Source organism: Catenulispora yoronensis (assembly GCF_039531695.1).
Taxonomy (GTDB): Bacteria; Actinomycetota; Actinomycetes; order Streptomycetales; family Catenulisporaceae; genus Catenulispora; species Catenulispora yoronensis.
Genome location: NZ_BAAAQN010000110.1, coordinates 1 through 19,080 on the forward strand (window position 1 = coordinate 1; position 19,080 = coordinate 19,080).

The 19,080-nt window shown below is 71.2% G+C and carries 14 protein-coding genes; 8 read left to right on the forward strand and 6 right to left on the reverse strand.

Features of this window, described 5'->3' with window-relative positions; genetic code table 11:
- Positions 1–620: 620 nt before the first annotated feature.
- Complete coding sequence (locus ABD481_RS45385) at positions 621–1,676, forward strand: polyprenyl synthetase family protein (protein WP_344672155.1); 1,056 nt, start codon at positions 621–623, stop codon at positions 1,674–1,676.
- A 70-nt stretch (positions 1,677–1,746) separates the two neighbouring features.
- Here the strand turns inward: ABD481_RS45385 and rarD are convergent, their stop codons facing one another.
- From rarD to ABD481_RS45410, 5 genes are all read right to left on the reverse strand, one after another.
- Complete coding sequence (rarD, locus tag ABD481_RS45390; protein ID WP_344672156.1) at positions 1,747–2,733, reverse strand: EamA family transporter RarD; 987 nt, start codon at positions 2,731–2,733, stop codon at positions 1,747–1,749.
- Between the two features lie 150 nt (positions 2,734–2,883).
- Positions 2,884–5,304, reverse strand: a complete 2,421-nt coding sequence (locus tag ABD481_RS45395) for an amino acid permease (protein ID WP_344672157.1) — start codon at positions 5,302–5,304, stop codon at positions 2,884–2,886.
- 270 nt (positions 5,305–5,574) lie between these two features.
- Positions 5,575–6,594: a 2-oxoacid:ferredoxin oxidoreductase subunit beta gene (locus ABD481_RS45400; protein WP_344672158.1), complete on the reverse strand. Its 1,020-nt coding sequence runs from the start codon at positions 6,592–6,594 to the stop codon at positions 5,575–5,577.
- A 2-nt stretch (positions 6,595–6,596) separates the two neighbouring features.
- On the reverse strand, positions 6,597–8,474 hold the full coding sequence (locus tag ABD481_RS45405) for a 2-oxoacid:acceptor oxidoreductase subunit alpha (RefSeq protein ID WP_344672159.1): 1,878 nt from the start codon (positions 8,472–8,474) through the stop codon (positions 6,597–6,599).
- A 290-nt stretch (positions 8,475–8,764) separates the two neighbouring features.
- The gene (locus ABD481_RS45410) at positions 8,765–10,084 is read right to left on the reverse strand and encodes a UDP-glucose dehydrogenase family protein (protein WP_344672160.1); all 1,320 of its coding nucleotides are present in this window, start codon (positions 10,082–10,084) and stop codon (positions 8,765–8,767) included.
- 466 nt (positions 10,085–10,550) lie between these two features.
- Between ABD481_RS45410 and ABD481_RS45415 the strand changes: the two genes are divergently transcribed.
- The 4 genes from ABD481_RS45415 to ABD481_RS45430 all read left to right on the forward strand — a co-directional run bounded on the left by ABD481_RS45415 (position 10,551) and on the right by ABD481_RS45430 (position 13,615).
- Positions 10,551–10,892 carry a DUF1508 domain-containing protein gene (locus ABD481_RS45415; protein WP_344672161.1) on the forward strand — a complete coding sequence of 114 codons (342 nt, stop codon included), beginning with the start codon at positions 10,551–10,553 and terminating at the stop codon, positions 10,890–10,892.
- Entirely contained in the window at positions 10,893–11,282 is a 390-nt protein-coding gene (locus ABD481_RS45420; protein WP_344672162.1) for a hypothetical protein, read from the forward strand.
- Positions 11,283–11,837: 555 nt separating this feature from the next.
- A complete protein-coding gene (locus tag ABD481_RS45425; RefSeq protein WP_344672163.1) occupies positions 11,838–12,884 on the forward strand; it encodes a substrate-binding domain-containing protein in 1,047 nt (348 codons plus the stop codon).
- Positions 12,885–13,030: 146 nt separating this feature from the next.
- Complete coding sequence (locus ABD481_RS45430; protein WP_344672164.1) at positions 13,031–13,615, forward strand: hypothetical protein; 585 nt, start codon at positions 13,031–13,033, stop codon at positions 13,613–13,615.
- A gap of 143 nt (positions 13,616–13,758) precedes the next feature.
- On the opposite strand, the gene ABD481_RS45435 is transcribed toward ABD481_RS45430, so the two are convergent.
- A complete protein-coding gene (locus tag ABD481_RS45435; RefSeq protein WP_344672165.1) occupies positions 13,759–13,980 on the reverse strand; it encodes a hypothetical protein in 222 nt (73 codons plus the stop codon).
- A gap of 239 nt (positions 13,981–14,219) precedes the next feature.
- On the opposite strand from ABD481_RS45435, the gene ABD481_RS45440 reads away from it, so the two are divergent.
- From ABD481_RS45440 to pstA, 3 genes are all read left to right on the forward strand, one after another.
- Positions 14,220–16,862: a hypothetical protein gene (locus tag ABD481_RS45440; protein WP_344672166.1), complete on the forward strand. Its 2,643-nt coding sequence runs from the start codon at positions 14,220–14,222 to the stop codon at positions 16,860–16,862.
- A gap of 14 nt (positions 16,863–16,876) precedes the next feature.
- On the forward strand, positions 16,877–17,938 hold the full coding sequence (pstC, locus tag ABD481_RS45445) for a phosphate ABC transporter permease subunit PstC (protein ID WP_344672168.1): 1,062 nt from the start codon (positions 16,877–16,879) through the stop codon (positions 17,936–17,938).
- 16 nt (positions 17,939–17,954) lie between these two features.
- On the forward strand, positions 17,955–19,080 hold a 1,126-nt coding region (gene pstA, locus ABD481_RS45450; protein ID WP_344672167.1), incomplete at its 3' end, for a phosphate ABC transporter permease PstA.

The window sequence follows — 19,080 nt, forward strand, 5'->3', positions numbered from 1 at the left end:
TGCCTACAGTACCGCCGACCAGGTGTCAAGTTCATGCAAGCGCAACCGCAGCGCTAGAACAACAAGGTTCCGGCATGGACTTGATACCTGGGCGGCGGTGCTGTACCCGTAGGGCTGCCGACGTGAGTGAGGGGAACAAACCCCCACCTCACCAACCGCCAGCGCAGAGACTGACCAGACCACCCTATGGAGCTGGCGCCAGTTCTCCGAGGGATCAGAGGCCCTCGCCGGAGGCGCCTGCCTTTAGCTTTTCACCAAAGCTTTTGACTTGCCTTTGACTGTCTCCTAGCTTCTCCGACTAGCCCTCCAGGAAGATCACCCCTCCCCCTCACCCCCTCACCCCCTCACCCCCTCACCTCCTCACCTCCTCACCTCCTCCCCAGGGTGTCGCCCCCCTCCACCGGGCACCAACCCCCACCGCGTGATTTTCTGGTTTCGGGAGAACCGGACACCCCCTCGAACGTTGACCGGCCGGGGCGCCTGAATCGCGAAAGTGCCGCCGGATAACCTAGGAACGAACATGTGAAGCACCTGTGACCGAACGACCGCGACCTGAAACCGCACCGCAAGGCCCGCAAGCTCCCACGACCGCCACCGCCCCGACCTGGAAGGCCGCCGCAGTGAGTACTCCCGGCACGCTGACCCCCGCCCCCCACGACTCGCTGGGCCTGGGCTCGGGTCCGTTCGGCATCGCCGTGCAGGACGAGGCCCTGGCCGTGGCCGTCAAGGACGGGCTGGTCCGGGTGGAGGAGCTGCTGCTCGCCTCGACCAGCAGCCCGTATCCCTACATCAGCGAGATAACGTCGCATCTGGCCCAGGCCGGCGGTAAGCGGTTCCGACCGTTGCTGGTGCTGCTGGCGGCGCAGTTCGGGGACAACACCGCCCCGGGCATCGTGGAGTCGGCGGTGGTGGTGGAGCTGACCCACCTGGCCACCCTCTACCACGACGACGTCATGGACGAGGCGTCGCTGCGGCGCGGTGTGGCCTCGGCGAACCAGCGGTGGGACAACTCGCTGGCGATCCTGTCCGGCGACTTCTTGTTCGCCCGGGCGTCGACGTTGCTGGCCGAGCTCGGGCCGCAGGCTGTGCGGATCCAGGCCGAGACGTTCGAGCGGCTGGTCAGCGGGCAGATCTCGGAGTCGGTCGGCCCGGCCGGCGGTCAGCATCCGGTGACGCACCACCTGGAGGTGCTGGCGGGCAAGACCGGCTCGCTGATCGCCGCCTCGAACCGGTTCGGCGCGCTGTTCGCCGGCTGCCCGGCGGCGGACGTGGAGATACTGGCCGAGTTCGGCGAGCACCTGGGCGTGGCCTTCCAGCTCTCGGACGACCTGCTCGACATCGCCTCGGAGTCCGAGCAGTCCGGCAAGACCCCCGGCACCGACCTGCGCGAGGGCGTCCACACCCTGCCGATGCTGATCGCGCTGGCCAAGGACCCCGCCGGCGACCCGGCCACGGCCCGGCTCCAGGAGCTGCTGCGGACCGACCTGGCCGGCGACGACGCCGCCTTCGAGGAGGCGCTGGCCCTGCTGCGGGCGCATCCGAGCATGGAGGAGGCGCGGGACGTGGTGCGCGGCTACGCGCAGAAGGCGCGGGACGTGCTGGACCCGCTGCCCGACGTGGCGGCCAAGGAGGCCCTGCGCGGACTGTGCGACGTGGTGATTTCGCGGATGGTGTGACCCCGCACATAGCGTGACTCCGCCGACGCGCCGATCCCCTTGGGGACCGGCGCGTTGTTTCGTGTCAGTCTCAGGCCGACGTGGACGCCTGCGTCAGGGCGCTGTCCGGCCCCCCGGAGGCACCGCCAGCCGCTCCCGCAGGCCGGGGCCGCCGCGCCCCGCGCAGAGCGTCCACGGTCAGCACAGCCAGCGCCGCCCAGACGATGAGGAACCCAGCCAGCCGCGTCGCGGGCACCGGCTCGTGCTGCACCGTCACGCCGATGATGAACTGCAGGATCGGCGCGAGGAACTGCAACAGCCCGACCACGGACAGCGGCAGCCGGTTGGCCGCGGCGGCGAAGCAGATCAGCGGTCCGACGGTGACCGGCCCGGCGAGCATCAGCAACGACGTGTTGCCGGCGCCGTGGTGCCCGAAGGCCAGCGTGCCCTGGCTCTGCAACCACACGAGATAGGCCAGCGCCGGAACGAACTGCATGGCCGTCTCGACCGCCATCGACTCGGCGGCCGGGACCGCGGCGATCTTCTTGAGCAGGCCGTAGGTGCCGAAGCTGGCGGCCAGGACCAGCGCGATCCAGGGCAGCTTGCCGTACCCGACGGCCAGCACCAGGACGGCGACCGCGCCGATACCGACCGCGACCCACTGCACCCGCCGGAGCTGCTCACGCAGCAGGAGCACCCCGAACAGGACCGTGACCAGCGGATTGATGAAGTAGCCGAACGCGGTGTCGACGGTGTGGCCGTGGTTGACCGACCAGATGTAGACGAACCAGTTCACGGAGATGACCGTCGCGGCCCCGGCCAGCAACAGCAGCTTGCGCGGCTGCCCGAGCACATCGCGGATCCACCCCCAGCGCGTCGCGCCCACCGGCACCCGACGCACCGCGAGGACGACCGTCACCCCCAACAGCGACCACGCCATGCGATGCGCGAGGATCTCCCCGGCCCCGGCCGGCTTGAGCAGCGGCCAGTAGAGGGGGAACAAGCCCCAGATGCCGTACGCGGCTATCCCGAAACCCACCCCAAGGCGCCGCTCGGCGGCACTCCCGCCATCTCCCATGCGATGAGAATAGAGATGAGACCGGGCTCTGTCATGGCTGTCTCAGGAAAGGACTCCTTACACCGCCAAAGCCCTCACTACTGCCACACCGCTCACCGCTCACCGCCACAACCATCACTGCCCCAGCGCCCCGCCCCCACCCCGCCCCGCCTACCCCTCCTCGTCCTGCCCCTCCCGAGGCAGCAACTTGTACGTCGGGTTGGCCATCGCCAGGTGCCCCTCCATCTCGCCGATCATGCCCTCGACGCGCATCTTCGCCCCCGGCTCGATGCCGGGGATGGAGCGTCGGCCGTAGAACACCAGGGTGATGCCGCCGGAGGCGTCGTAGAGTTCCGCCTCCAGCGCCGGGGAGCCCTTCACCGGGCTGACCGACACCGAGCGGACTCGGCCCTCGACCGCTGCGCGTTCGCGCCAGCGGACCGCGCCGATCGGGCGGACCTGCATCGGGGTGCTGGGGTCGCGGTCCGGGGCGCCGGCGCATTCGGCGTCGAGGAGCATCTTCTTGGTGCTGCGGGGCTTGGCCGCGACGTCGTCGCCCTCCTTGGGCCTGGCCTTGTGGCCCTTCTCCACCGCCTCCAGTTCCTCGATCGCCTCGACCACGTCGAAGGGGACGATGGTGGCCACCACGTGCGGCAGCGTGGACAGCACCTCGGCCAGGCGGTCGGCGGTGCGGTCGTGGAGCAGGCGGCCGACGATCGGGGAGTAGGTGCGGCGGGGGAGCAGGGCGGTCACCTCGAAGCCCTCGGCGGCCTCGCGCGCCGCCAGTTCCATCGAGGCGCGGCGGATCCGGCGGTCCGGGACCTCGATGATCTCCAGTGGGATGTCGGCGGCCTGCGAGGCGTCCCACTGCCGGCGCAGCTGCTCGGCGTAGACGTTGTCGACCATCAGGTGCACCGCGCGGATCTCCGTGGGGCGCAGCGAGCGGGCGTAGCGCAGGGTCTTGACCACGGCCAGGTCGACCGAGTCGACCAGGACCAGGATCGAGGTCTGGGTGCGGGTCGGCAGCGAGGCCGAGGCCGGGGTGTTGGCCAGCGCCTCGGACTCCCGGCGGTAGCGCCGGTTGAGCTGGATCAGGCCCCACACCGCCGGCGGGAAGACCACCACGACCAGCCAGGCGCCCTCGGTGAACTTGGTGACGGCGAAGATCAGCACGACCGCCAGCGAGCAGACGAAGGCCGAGCCGTTCACGAACAGCTTCCAGGCCCGGGCCGGCTCGTCCCGGACCCAGTGGTACTTGAACAGCCCGGCGGCGGCCATCACGAAGCCGGTGAACACCCCGATGGCGTAGAGCGAGACCAGCTTGGTCAGGTTGCCGCCCATGGCGACGATCAGCACCAGCGACAGGATGGTCAGGACGATGATCCCGTTGGAGAACGCCAGGCGGTGCCCGCGGGTCCGCAGCTGGCGCGGCAGGAAGGAGTCCTCGGCGACGTAGGAGACCAGGAACGGGAAGCCGCTGAAGGAGGTGTTGCCCCCGGTGTACAGGATCAGCGCGGTGGCGATCTGCACCACCGTGATCATCGCCGTCCCGAACACGTTGTTGCCCCAGATCAGATGGGTGATCTGGGCCAGGACGGTGGGCGCCCCGTCGGAGTACGGATAGGTCTTCATCTGCCACGCCATGATCGACACCCCGAGCACCAGGCAGCCCAGGATGACCGACATCGTGGTCAGCGTGACCCGGGCGTTGCGCCCGGTCGGCTTCCTGAACACCGAGATCCCGTTGGACACCGCCTCCAGCCCGGTCAGCGACGACCCGCCGTTGGCGAACCCGCGCAGCAGCCACAGCACGGCCCCGGCGGTCAGCGCCCACTCGGTGTGGGTGCCGATCGGCACCACGCCCCCGTAGTTGGTGTCGTGGGCGTTGGTGGCGTGGCTCAGGTTCCCGGTCAGCAGCTGGCCCAGGCCCAGCAGCAGGGTGCCGCCGACCAGCACGATGTAGATGTACGCCGGCGTGGCGAACAGCTTGCCGGCCTCCTTCACCCCGCGCAGGTTGCCGTAGCACAGCAGCAGCACCACGGCGACGGTGATCCAGAGCTTCTCGCTGGAGATGTCCTTCTGGAAGCTGATCGCCAGATAGGAGGCGATGGCGTCGGTACCAGCCGAGACCTGGACCGCGACCGTCACGATGTAGTCGATCATCAGCGCGACCGCGGCGATCTGCGCGATCCGCGGGCCGAAGTTGTCCCGCGCCACCACGTAGGAGCCGCCGGCCTTGGTGTAGACCGAGACCACGTCGCGGTAGCAGAAGGTGAGCAGGATCAGCATGCCCAGGATCACGCCGGTGATCGGCATCAGGAGCATGAACCCCAGCACCCCGAAGTACGGGATGAGCTGGGTCAGCATCTGCTCGGAGCCGTACGACGACGAGGAGATCATGTCGATGCCCATGATCCCGAGCGCGGTCGGGTTGGAGAGCTTCTCCCCGTGCAGCTCGTCGTTGACCAGCGGCTTGCCCAGGATCCGCTTCTTCACCCGGTAGCCGAGCGACTCCGGCAGGTTGACGTCCGCCGCCAGCGCCCCCGGGGCCGCGACCGGTGGCTTGGGCCGGGCCGTGCTGGTACCGCTCATCGCGTGCTGCCTCATCTCGGCTGGAGTCCGGGTCCAACATGGTCCCTATGCCCATGCCGAGTGTCTGTCCTATCACCTCCCAGATGGGACGAACCACCGCGAAGGCGTTTGCATTTCGTTTGCGTCGGCGCGAACGCCCCGTCCCGAGCTGCGGGAGGGGCGTTCGCGATCATGAGTTTCCCGGGTGCGACCTGGGCCGTGGACCCGTCGCGAACCGGTGGCCGGACTGCGCCGCCCGGGGGAGCCGGCGCCGCCGGTGTCGCCGAAGTCTCAGCCGATGGTCCAGGTGTCGGACCCGGCGATCAGCTCGGCCAGCTTGCCCGAGCCGAGCCGCCGGGCGGCGTCGTCGAGCTGCTCGCTCATCAGCTTGTCGTACGTCGGGCGGCGCACCGAGCGGAACACCCCGATCGGCGTCGGCGACAGCGTGGTCGGGTCCGGCAGCCGGGACAGCGCGAAGGCCAGGTCCGGCTCGGCGGCGTGGGCGTCGTGCACCAGCACCGCGTCCCCGGCCTCGGCCAGCGGCACCGCCCGCAAGGTGGCGTCCGGCAGCCGCACGATCCCGTAGCGCTCGTCCTCGGCGCCGAAGGTGATCGGCTGCCCGTGCTCCAGCCGGATCAGGTGCCGGTCCCGGACCCCGTTGTCCTTCAGATGTTCGAACGCGCCGTCGTTGAAGATGTTGCAGTTCTGATAGATCTCGATCAGCGCCGTGCCCTCGTGCTCGGCCGCGGCCTGCAGCACCGAGGTCAGGTGCTTGCGGTCGGAGTCGATGGTGCGGGCCACGAAGGTGGCCTCGGCGCCGAGGGCCAGCGACACCGGGTTGAACGGCGCGTCCAGCGAGCCGTACGGCGTGGACTTGGTGATCTTCCCCTGTTCGCTGGTCGGCGAGTACTGGCCCTTGGTCAGCCCGTAGATCCGGTTGTTGAACAGCAGGATCTTCAGATTGACGTTCCGGCGCAGCGCGTGGATCAGATGGTTGCCGCCGATGGACAGCGCGTCGCCGTCCCCGGTGACCACCCAGACCGACAGGTCGGGCCGGGAGGCCGACAGGCCGGTGGCGATCGCCGGGGCCCGGCCGTGGATCGAGTGCATCCCGTAGGTGTTCATGTAGTACGGGAACCGGGAGGAGCAGCCGATCCCGGAGACGAAGACGATGTCCTCGCGCTTGATCCCCAGAGAGGGCATGAAGCCCTGGACCGCCGCCAGGATCGCGTAGTCCCCGCAGCCGGGGCACCAGCGGACCTCCTGGTCGGTCTTGAAGTCCTTCGTCGTCAGTTTGAGCAGTTCCGGCATCTTTAGACCCCCACCCCTTCAACCGCGTCGGTGCCGATCAGGTTTGTGATCACTCCGGCCAGCTCGGCCGCCTTGAACGGCAGGCCGCGCACCTGGTTGTAACCGACCGCGTCCACCAGGTAGCGGGCGCGGACGAGCATCGAGAGCTGCCCGAGGTTCATCTCGGGCACGAGCACTCTGTCGTACTCCTTCAGTATGCGCCCCAGATTGGCCGGGAACGGGTTCAGATGGCGCAGATGCGCGTGCGCGACCGGATTCCCCTCCCGGCGCACGCGCCGGCAGGCGGCCTGGATCGGGCCGTAGGTCGAGCCCCAGCCCAGGACCAGCACCTTCGCCGCGCCCGAGGGGTCGTCCACCTCCAGATCCGGCACGTCGATACCGGCGATCTTGGCGGCCCGGGTGCGCACCATCAGGTCGTGGTTCGCCGGGTCGTAGGAGATGTTGCCGGTGCCGTCCTGCTTCTCGATGCCGCCGATCCGGTGCTCCAGGCCCGGGGTGCCGGGCACCGCCCAGGGCCGGGCCAGCGTCCGCGGGTCGCGCAGGAACGGCCAGAACACCTCCGACCCGTCCTCCAGCACCTTGTTCGGCCCGGCCGCGAAGTCCGGCGCGATCACCGGCAGGTCGGCGACGTCCGGGATCCGCCACGGCTCCGAGCCGTTGGCCAGGTAGCCGTCGGAGAGCAGGAACACCGGGGTCCGGTAGGTGACGGCGATCCGCGCCGCCTCCAGCGCCGCGTCGAAGCAGTCGGCCGGCGAGCGCGGCGCCACGATCGGCACCGGCGCCTCGCCGTTGCGGCCGAACATGGCCAGCAGCAGGTCCGACTGCTCGGTCTTGGTCGGCAGCCCGGTGCTCGGGCCGCCGCGCTGGATGTCGCAGATCACCAGCGGCAGCTCCAGGCTCACCGCCAGGCCGATGGTCTCGCCCTTCAGCGCGATGCCGGGGCCGGAGGTGGTGGTGACGCCCAGCGCCCCGCCGAAGCTGGCGCCCAGCGCCGCCCCGATGCCGGCGATCTCGTCCTCGGCCTGGAAGGTCCGCACCCCGTGGTTCTTGTGCTTGCTCAGCTCGTGCAGGATGTCCGAGGCCGGGGTGATCGGGTAGGCGCCGAGGAACAGCGGCAGCCCGCTCTGGTGGCCGGCCGCGATCAGGCCGTAGGCCAGCGCCAGGTTCCCGTGGATGTTCCGGTAGGTGCCCTTGGGCATCGGGGCCGGGGCGATCTCGTAGGAGACGACGAAGTCCTCGGTGGTCTCGCCGTAGTTCCAGCCGGCCCGGAACGCCGCGACGTTCGCGGCCGCGATCTCCGGCTTCTTGGCGAACTTCTTCTCCAGGAACGCCACGGTGGCCTCGGTGGGCCGGTGGTAGAGCCAGGACAGCAGGCCCAGCGAGTACATGTTCTTGGCCCGCTCGGCGTCCTTGCGGGAGATGTCGTACCCCTCCAGCACCTTCACCGTCTGGGCGGTCAGCGCGACCTTGTGCACCTTGTAGCCGTCCAGCGAGCCGTCCTCCAGCGGGTCGGCGGCGTAGCCGACCTTGGCCAGGGCCCGCGGCGTGAACTCGTCGGTGTTGACGATGATCGTGCCGCCGCGCGGGACGTCCTTCAGGTTCGCCTTGAGCGCCGCCGGGTTCATCGCCACCAGCACGTCCGGGGCGTCGCCCGGGGTGAGGATGTCGTGGTCGGCGAAGTGCAGCTGGAAGGCGGAGACGCCGGGCAGGGTCCCGGCCGGCGCCCGGATCTCGGCGGGGAAGTCGGGCAGCGTCGACAGGTCGTTGCCGAACGCCGCGGTCTCCGAGGTGAACCGGTCGCCGGTGAGCTGCATCCCGTCGCCGGAGTCCCCGGCGAAACGGATGATGACCCGGTCGACCTTCTCAACCTGCTTGGTCATAGGGAACCCGCCCTGTTGTGAGGTGTTCAGTTGCCCGCTGTTCATAACTCTACGGCGGGCAAGTTTCCCAAGGCCGTCGTGGGAATGCTCGGATGTCTTAACAGCCGGAATCCGGGTGAAAGACCTGTAAAGAACGGCGGGCCGCCGATGCCGGCCCGCCGTTGATCGAGTAGCCCCCGGCGGGCCGGGGCGCCGCGGCGCGGGCCCGACCGCCTCCGGCGTGGGCGCGCCGTTACCCGCCCGTAGCCGGGGCGCCGCCCGCCCGCCGCCTCACCGCCCGCCCACCGCCGCTACGGACGCCCGAGCGCCCGGTAGGTCCAGCCGGCCGCGCGCCACTTGGCGGCGTCCAGCGCGTTGCGGCTGTCGATCACCCGGGTGTCGCGCACGTGGCCGGCGACCACGGCCGGGTCCAGGTCGCGGAACTCCTGCCACTCGGTCAGGTGCAGGATCACGTCGGCGTGGTGCGCCGCCTCCAGCGCCGAGTCGGCGTAGGTCAGCGTCGGGAACATCTTGCGCGCGTTGTCGGTGGCCTTCGGGTCGTAGACGGTGACCTGCGCGCCCTGCAGGTGTATCGACGCGGCCACGTTCAGCGCCGGGGAGTCGCGGATGTCGTCGGAGTTCGGCTTGAAGGCCGCGCCCCAGACCGCCACCCGCTTGCCCAGCAGCGAGCCGTCGCACTGCTCGCGGGCCAGGTCCACGGTGCGGGCCCGGCGCCGCATGTTGATGGCGTCGACCTCCTTCAGGAAGGCCAGCGCCTGGTCCACGCCGAGCTCGCCGGCCCGGGCCATGAACGCCCGGATGTCCTTGGGCAGGCAGCCGCCGCCGAAGCCCAGGCCCGGGACCAGGTACCGGCCGCCGATCCGCGGGTCGTGGGACAGCGCCTCGGCCAGCTGCATCACGTCGGCGCCGGCCGCCTCGCAGACCTCGGCCATGGCGTTGATGAAGGAGATCTTCACCGCCAGGAAGGAGTTGGCCGAGACCTTGACCAGCTCCGAGGTCGAGAAGTCGGTGACCACCAGCGGCACCTCGGCGGCCAGCAGCCGGGCGTAGACCTCGCGCAGCCGCCGCTCGGCGGCCTCGGAGCGGACGCCGATGACCAGCCGGTCCGGCCGCAGGGTGTCCTGCACCGCGAAGCCCTCGCGCAGGAACTCCGGATTCCAGGCCAGCTCGGCCTCCGGGGCGAGCTCGGCGATCCGGGTCGCGAGCCGGCCGGCGGTGCCGACCGGCACCGTCGACTTGCCGACCAGCAGGCAGGGGCCGTGCGGGGCGACCGCGCGGGCCAGGCTGTCGAACGCGGAGTCGATGTAGGTCAGGTCGGCGGCGTACTCGCCGCGCTGCTGCGGGGTGCCGACGCAGACGAAGTGCACGGCGCCCGGACCGGCCCAGGCCGCCAGCTCCTCGTAGTCGGTGGTGAAGGCCAGCCGGCCGGCCGCCAGCTGCTCGCCGAGCAGTTCCTCCAGCCCGGGCTCGTAGAACGGCACTCGGCCGGACGCGAGCGCGGCCACCTTCTCGGTGTCGACGTCCAGGGCCATCACTTCGAAGCCGAGCTCGGCCAGGCACGCGGCGTGGGTCACGCCGAGGTAGCCGGTGCCGATCACCGTGATCCGCACGTGGGCCTCCGATCTAGCGGGATGTTGGATCACCCCAGCCTAGACGCGTCGGGGGCCGCGGTCTCCCACCTGATCGGACGAATTGTGCCCGGGGTGCCGCCGGGATGCCCGCCGCCGGAGCGGGCCGGACGCACAGCGCGCCGGCCCGCGCACACTGCGTGCCCGGATGTGGAAGTCGTTCGGCACGGCGAACCCGGGCGTGGAATCCCACGCTCGGAAACTGTGGTTTGCAGTGGGCTCGAGCCAGGCTCCTGAAGCGCTCAAGCGGTCGCAGGGGACTGCGTCGGGAGGGTCCACGATTCAGGGTACTGACAGCAAATCCGGCCCCGTTGACGACTAAGGCGGAACGGATAGGCGAACAAACGCCCGTCGTCGGACGTTTCCGGTCTCGCCGGTCACTCCCGGCGCCTAGATTGATCGCTCGAGGCAACAGCAATTAAAGATCTCGAGTGTTGGGCGGAATGCCGTGGACACTGTTCGGGACGAGAGCGGGCGAGTGCTGGTGGACCGGGCGGAGAACGGGCGCTACCGCTGGCGGGCCAAGGCGAGCAACGGACGGATCGTGGCCATCTCGGCCCCGGCCTACTCCGGTGCTGAGGAAGCTCGGCGCGCGTACTCGCGGCTGCGCAAGGACGCACCGAACCTTTCGGCGCGGATCAGCCACGTCAAGGACGGGACGGGCTGGACCTGGGTCCTGCAATCACCGGGCGGCACCCCGCTGGCCCGCTCGATCCGCTCCTACGAGCGCTACGCCACCTGCCAGATAGCCGTCGCCAAGTTCCTGGCCCTGCTGGCCTCCGAGGCCTGAGTGCCGGCGGCTCTGGTGGTCCGCGCGGCGGACGGCGGCGATCTGACGTGGGTGCTGATGGCGGCGAACGGCCGTCCGCTGGCCCGTTCGGCCGGGGCCTACCGGAGCGACGAGGCGCTCACGGCGGCCTGGCGGGAACTGGTGGCCGACCGGGCCGATTTGAGCATCCGTCTGAGCCGCGACGGGCCCGGACCGGACTGGTGGTGGACGGCGACCCTGCCGGCGCGCAGCACCGGCCGGGTCGGGCGGGTCGGACGCCTGGGGCGGGTCGGCGCGGCGGGGCTGGTGGTCGCCCGCAGTGCGCGGGGGTACCTGCGACCGGATCAGTGCCGGGGCGGGGCTTCGGGGTTCGTCAGTGCCTTGGCGGGCTTCGCCCGCCGGGTGCGGTAAGAGTCGTGTCGGAGAACGAACAGCCTGTCGGCACACTGATCCCCCGGTTCTGAGCCGGGGTCCACCGCGATCGAGGTTCGGCGTCCGGGGAACCGGCGCCCGGCCCGCGGCGGATCAGTGGCGCCCGCGGGCTTTTCGGCGTTTCCCGACGCGGGCCGCCGCACCCTCAATCGCTCGTCCTGGCCAAGCGAATCGGTGGTCTGTGATACTGCTCCCCCTTAGGGAATACCCCCTGAAGCCTGCCCGGACAGGACGTTAACGTCCTGCCGCCGCCTCCCATGGCGGCGGCGCTTCGCCACTGTGCGCCAGCCCCCCGGGCTCTGGCGGCAGGTGAACGCGGAACCCCGAAGGCAGTACCGCAGCGCCACTGCCGGAAGCACGCGAGGTGTCGCCGCTTTCTGTTACAGAGCTCGCACATCGGCCTCCACCTGCGCCGCAACCGTTTCCGGGGGCTCGGCGCGGCCGGCCGCCGACCCCGGGTCCCTCTGGTCGCGGCGGCGCGGTTCGGCAAATCTCGAACCCGCAAGGACCAGTCCCCCTTGCAGGAGGAATGCAATGCGCTCTGTCACCCGCAAGCTCGCCCTGTCCTCGGCTGCCGCCGTGGCCAGCCTGGCCGCCGTCGCGGCCACCGTCGGCCCGGCCTCGGCCGACCCGCCGGTCGGCACCACCCCGGCCGCGTCCGACATCGTGTCGGTCGGTTCGGACACCATCCAGGCGTTCGACAACGGTCTGTCGGCCGCGTACAACGCGACCAGCCCGACCTCGAAGTACTACAGCTGGGACGCGACCCCGGCCGGCAACATCACGCCGAAGTCCGGCGCCTCCACGATCGCCCGCCCGAACGGCTCCGGCGCCGGCATCACCGCGCTGAACGGCAACACCCACAGCACGGTGGACGTCGCCCGCTCCTCGCGCGGCCCGCAGACCGGCAGCGACGACTGGTTCATCGCCTTCGCGACGGACGCCGTGGGCTGGTCGGCCTACACCGGCGGCCACGCGCCGTCGAACCTGACCAGCGCGGAGCTCAAGGGCATCTACAACTGCACCTACACCACCTGGAACAGCCTGCCCTCGAACCCGACCGCGTCGACCGCGACGATCAAGGTCTACCTGCCGCAGGCCAGCTCCGGCACCCGGTCGTTCTTCCTGAGCGCGCTCGGCATCACCGCGACCACCGAGCCGTGCTGGCAGACCGCCACGCCGGAGGAGAACGAGGGCACCGACGCCGCGTTCACCAGCAACCCCGACGCGATCTTCCCCTACTCCCTGAGCCACTACGTCGGCCAGGTCTACAAGAGCAAGGGCGGCGGCAACGACCTCCCCGGCTCGCTGGACGCCCAGCGCTCGCTGGACGGCACCGCCCAGATCCTGACCGCGAGCCAGGACTGGAACTCGTCCCTGTCGCTGACCTACTCCCGCAACGTCTACCACGTCGTGCGCCAGGCCGACTGGTCCGACGCCACCGAGGGCCCGCGCCTGAAGGCCCTGTTCGACCGCTCCTCGGCCAACGGCTGGCTGTGCAAGAGCAGCGGCACCTTGATCACCGACTACGGCTTCCACTCGCTGGGCGCCGGCTGCGGTACCCGTACCGGCGGCAAGTGAGCCCGTCGCCCCACGGATCGCAGTGACCTGATCCGCGCTTGACGACCGGGCCCGTCGGAGCGTCCACGGACGAGCCGGCGGGCCCGGCCCTTCTTCCCCTGAGAAATAGTCCGCCCGCCAACGCAAGAACCTCCAAGGAGTCAGCAATGAACCGCACCGCCGTGCGCTCCCTCGCCGCCGCCACCGCCCTGGCCGCCACCGCCTTCGCCCTGCCGGCCGCCAGCGCCACCGGCACCCCGGCCTCCGGCAGCGTCGCGCTCGTCGCCACCAACGCCTTCCTGACCCAGGCCCTCCAGTCCGGGATCGCGGCGGTGCCGCTGCCCACTGCCACCGGCTCCTACGACAGCACCTCCGGTGCCACCGCCACCTTCCCGGTGACCGGCGGCAACGCCGTCCTGCCCCGCTTCTACGGCACCATCACCCTCGGCGGCGGCCTGCTGTTCGCCGACGGCTTCACCGGCAAGGTGGTCTGCTTCCACCAGGTCTCCTTCGGCGGCGACACCCAGGCCCTGACCGCGGTGCCGGACGGCGGCACCACCCCGGTCGCGCTGTTCGACCTGTCGGACAACGTCGTGGGCAGCGGGGTCGGCGTCACGCCGCAGACCCTGACCGGCGACGCCGCGGTCGACGCCGCCGGCGCGGCCTACCTGGACAAGGCCCTGGGCACCTCGTTCTTCACCGCCGGCCAGGCCGTCGGCACCCTGAACGTCGCCTTCACCCCGGCGGCCTGATCCGGTCGCGCCGCGGCACCCCGCGGCGCGATCCACCGGCTGACGGCCGGCGGCGGCGGCACCATCATCATCATCGGCGGCCGCCGCCGTCGGCTCCCGCCGGGAGGCCGGTACCGGCATCCGTACCCGTGCCGGCATCGGCTTCAGCAGCAGCGCCAGGACCGACGCCGGTACCAGCGCCGGTACTGGCAGCAGCTCGGCTCCGGCCTCGGCTCCGGTTCCGGTTCCGGTTCCGGTACCAGCGTCGGCTCCAGGGCCAACGCCGGTACCGGCATCGGCACCGCAACCGGCACCAGCACCAGCGTGGGCACCGGCATCAGCACCAACGCCGGCACCAGCACCAGTACCAGCACCAACGTCGGCACCGGCACGCCGCCGGCCGCGACGGCCGAACCGGGTCACCAGCCCCGCACCGCCGCTCGCGGCCGGCCCGCGTTCCCCGCCGCGTCGGCGTCCGCACCCGCTCCGGCCCCGCCGCCGGCCCCCGCCGCGACTCGCGGTCGGCCAGCGTTTCCGCCTTGGCCGGGCCCAGGTCGGCTCCTCGTCGCCTGCGGACGGCCGAATTTATGCGTCCCCTGATTCTTGACTCCCGGAGGTTTTTTCCATGTCGCCCCGTGAACCGGGAGTCCGGCGCCGTCGAGGCCTGATGGTCTACGGCGCGGCCGTGCTCGCCTGGACGGTCAGCTTCATGACCGCCCTGGTGCTGCTGCCTCCGGGTGCGCACACCACGGCCGTCGCGCACGCCGACTCCTCGTCGGTCACCGTCGCCGGCCCCCAGAAGTGGGACCCGGCCACCCAGACCTTCGGCGACCACGGCACGGTGAGCGTCTCCCAGACGCAGAACCTCACCGACCAGGTGGTCCACATCTCCTGGACCGGGTTCACCCCGAGCACCGGCCCGGTCGTCAACATCGGCGGCATCGGCTGGCAGAACGTCATCTACCCGGTGATCGTCTACCAGTGCCGCGGCACCCAGCCGAAGATCACCGACTGCTACGGGTCGACCCACTACGGCCAGGACCCGGCCAAGGGCTTCCTGCAGGCGAACCAGGACACCGGCCTGACCATCCCGGACTTCCCGGGCAACCAGCGCGCCGCCGTCACCCACGCCGACGGCTCCGGCGCCATGGACCTGGAGGTCTACACGGCGAACGAGAGCCCGTCGATGGCCTGCGACGTCGGCCACCCGTGCTCGGTCGTCGTCGAGCCGCTCTACGGCGGCGACTCCCTGGGCTACGACACCTCCGACGGGTCGCCGGACTGCTCCGACCACGCGAACGACGCCTACGCCGGCGGCGAGGCCACCGGCGGCGTGATCGGCGGCATCGACAACTTCGACTTCGGCAGCGGCGAGCAGTGCGCGTGGAACTACCGCACCGTTATCCCGATCTCCTTCGCCCCGGTCCCCGGCGCGTGCACCGCCGCCGCGACCGACGTGCTCAGCGAGGGCATGCCGATGCTGGACCGGGCCCTGACCCAGTGGGTGGTCGGCGCCTGCCTGTCCGGGAGCAACCCGGTCAACGTCATCGACAGCACCACCCTGACCGAGCCGTCCGCCCGGGACGACTTCCTGGCCGGCCAGCCCGGGGCGGACGTGGCCTTCACCTCGCGCCCGGCGGATCCGGCGGCGAGCAGCGCCAAGCCCTACACCTACGTCCCGGTCGGCAACACCGGGATCGCGATCGCCTACTACGTCGACGATCCGGGCACCAACCTGCCGATCACCGGGATGAAGCTGAACGCCCGGCTGGTCGCCAAGCTGCTGACCCAGTCCTACGACACCGAGCACCTGCCCAGCCAGCAGGTCGACATCGCCTCGGTGGCGGGCAACCCGCAGTGCCTGTTCAAGGACCCGGAGTTCCTCGCGCTGAACCCAGCGAACGGCTTCACCTGGCCGTCCTGCCAGGACGTGGACGCCATGAGCACGCTGCCGGTGGTGGCCGGCGGCAAGAGCGACCTGGTGCACCAGCTCACCGCCTGGATCGCCGCCGACCCCGACGCCGCGGCGTTCCTGGGCGGCGCCGCGGACCAGTGGGGCATGCACGTCGACGCCTACTACAAGACCTCGGCCTACCCGTTCCCGATCGACAGCTTCATCCCGCAGGACGCCAGCGGCCCGCCCACCAGCTTCGACGGCACCCCGATCGACCCGAAGGGGTCCAACCGGGACTACGGCCGGTTGAAGAGTTACGAGTGGAACCCGATCCAGTCCGGGCTCGACGACGTCGTGCGGCACCTGATCCAGAACACCGCGACCTGCCAGAGCCCGGACTTCGTCAACAACACCCACGCCAAGTGCAACGCCGAGGTGATCGGCTCGCGCGGCCTGCTCGCGGTGATGGACACCGGCCGGGCCGCCGCCTTCAGCCTGCCGACCGCGGCCCTGCCCAACGGCACCGGCGCCTACGTCGCCCCGACCGTGCCGGCGATGACCGCCGCGGCCCAGGACTACGTGACCGACACGGCCACCGGCACCCAGTCGCTGCCGTGGGGCACCGCGCACACCGCCTACACCGGTGACGCCGCCGCCTACCCGCTCACCCTCCCGGCCTACGCGATGGCGCCGACCTCCGGCGTCGCGGCCGCGAAGGCCACCAAGATCGCGGACTTCCTGGCCTCGGTGACCGACAACCGCAGCGGCCAGATGGCCGGCACCGCGCCCGGGGAACTCGCGCCGGGCTACGCCGCCATCACCGCCGACCAGGCCAAGCAGGCCGGGGCGGCGATCACCAAGATCCGCCAGGGCGTTCCGGGCGGCGGGCCGACGGTCACCGTGACCGCCACCGGCCCGGTGCCGACCGGCGGCGTGACCGGGGTCCCGACCACCTCCGGCACCGTGGTCTCCACCCCGGTGACCGTCGTCAGCAACGGCAAGACCACCGTGTACCAGATCACCAGCACCATCAACAACAACAACGGCGGCAACGGCAACGGCAACACCGGCGGGACCACCGCCGCGCCGGCCGGCTCGGCGACCGGCAGCTCCTCGTCCAAGGGCGCGGCCGGCGTCCCGAGCAGCGGCACCACCCGCTCGCTGGCCGGATCCACCGCGCCGGCCGCCGCCGCGGTGGGCGCCGCGGCCCCGGACACCGCCGGCCCGGCCCGGTACCTGCTGCCGACGCTGCTGGTGATCGGCGTGGTGCTGGTCGCCGCCGGCCCCGCGGGCCTGCTGCTGTCCGCCCCCGGCGGGCTCGGCGCCCGCCTCCGATCGGTGCGGCCGCGCCCCACGCGCCGCTTCGGGAAGTGAGTCCGGTGTCCACCATGAACCCGGGCGCCGGAGCGCTCGTCGACGAGATCTTCGGACCGCCGTCCCCGCCGTCGGTCCCGGCCGCCGGCGGGGCTCCGGCCCCGGACCCGGACGACCAGACCCCGATCCGGATCGTCGCCGGCGTCTCGCGCGGGGACCGGATCTTCCGCGCGGGCTTCCGGGCCGCCGGCCTGTCGGTGTTCGCCATCATGGGCCTGATCGCGCTGTTCCTGGCGATCCGGGGCGCGCAGGCCCTGCACGTCACCGGCTGGTCGTTCCTGACCGAGCAGCGGTGGCAGACCGCGACGCACCGGTTCGGCGTCGGCGCGGCGCTGCTGGACGGCATCATCATCGCCTGCATCGCCCTGCTCATCGCGGTGCCGGTGGCACTGAGCGCGGCGATCTACATCTCGGAGTACGCGCCGTCGGGCCTGCGCCGCACCCTGATCTCCCTGATCGACCTGATGGCGGCGGTCCCGAGCATCGTCTACGGGCTCTGGGGCATGCTGTTCCTCACCCAGCGGATCGTCGGGTTCGAGGCCTGGCTGTCCAGCCACCTGGGCGGGGTGCTGCCGTTCCTGAAGGTGCGCAACGAGCAGAGCGCCGCGTCCTTCACCCAGTCGGCGTTCATCGCCGGGGTGGTGGTGGCGCTGATGGTGATCCCGATCATCTGCTCGCTGTCCCGCGAGGTGTTCTCCCAGGCCCCGACCGGGGAGCGGGAGGGCGCCTACGCCCTGGGCTCGACCCGCTGGGGCATGGTGCGCACCGTCGTGCTGCCGTTCGGCAAGGGCGGCGTCATCGGCGCGGTGATGCTCGGCTTCGGCCGGGCGATGGGCGAGACCATCGCGGTCGCGATGCTCATCACGCCGGTGTTCGCGATCACCACGCACCCGCTCCAGGCCGGCGGCAACTCCATCTCCTCGCTGATCGCCCTGCGCTACGGCGAGTCCGACAAGGTGGCGCTGTCCGCGCTGATGGCCGCCGGGCTGGTGCTGTTCCTGGTCACGCTGCTGGTCAACATGGCCGCGGCCGCGGTCATCTCCCGTTCGCGCTCCGGCGCCGCGACCAACGAGTGAGGGGTCTGACGCCGCCATGGCTTCCACCGCCACCGAGACCGTGATCTCCCCCGCCCCGGCCCCCGGCCCCGGCGTCCCCCACGTCGACGCCGGGACCGGCCAGGTCGTGCTCCGGCCCGGCGGCCCGACCGCCGCCGACCTCGGCACCCTGGCCGGCGCCGGGGCCGGCGCGCTCGGGCTGGTCTGGCTGCTGTACGAGCGGATCCTGCCGTTCTCCGGCGTGCTGGGCTTCTGGCTGTGCTGGTACGCCGTCTTCCTGGTCCTGTACTGGGGCATCGCCCGCACCCAGTGGGAGGCCCGGCACGTCCGCGAGAAGCTCGCCACCGCCGTGTTCACCGGTGCCGGCCTGCTGGTGATCGGGGTGCTGGCGGACCTGATCGGCTTCGTCGCCTGGCGCGGCGCCCCGGCACTGGCCCACCGCAACTTCCTGACCACCGACATGCAGCGGACCGGCCCGCTGGACGGCCTGGACAGCGGCGGGATCCTGCACGCGATCATCGGGTCGCTGGAGCAGCTGAGCCTGGCCACGCTGTTCGCGGTGCCGCTGGGCATCGCCGCCGCGGTGTTCATGTCCGAGGTCGGGGGGCGGCTGGCCCGGCCGGTGCGCACCGTGGTCGAGGCCATGACCGCGCTGCCCTCGATCGTGGCCGGCCTGTTCATCCTCGGCTCGCTGATCCTGACGCTGGGCTACGACCGCAGCGGGTTCGCCGCGTCGCTGGCGCTCACCGTGATGATGATGCCGATCGTCACCCGCGCCGCCGAGGTGGTGATCCGGGTGGTGCCGAACACGCTGCGCGAGGCGTCCTACGCGCTGGGCGCCAGCCAGTGGCGCACGGTGTGGAACGTAGTGCTGCCCACCGCGCGCTCCGGCCTGACCACCGCCATCCTGCTGGGCATGGCGCGCGCGGTCGGCGAGACCTCGCCGGTGCTGCTCACCGCCGGCTTCACGCCCGCCCGGAACGTGGACCCGTTCAGCGGGCAGCAGATCAGCCTGCCGCTGTACGTCTGGAACTACGTCCGCTATCCGCAGCCGAACATGAAGATCCGGGCGTTCGGCGCGGCGCTGACCCTGCTGATCATCGTCCTGATCCTGTTCGTCGCCGCGCGCGTCGCCGGCGGCAGCCCGCCCGGCGAGCTGTCGC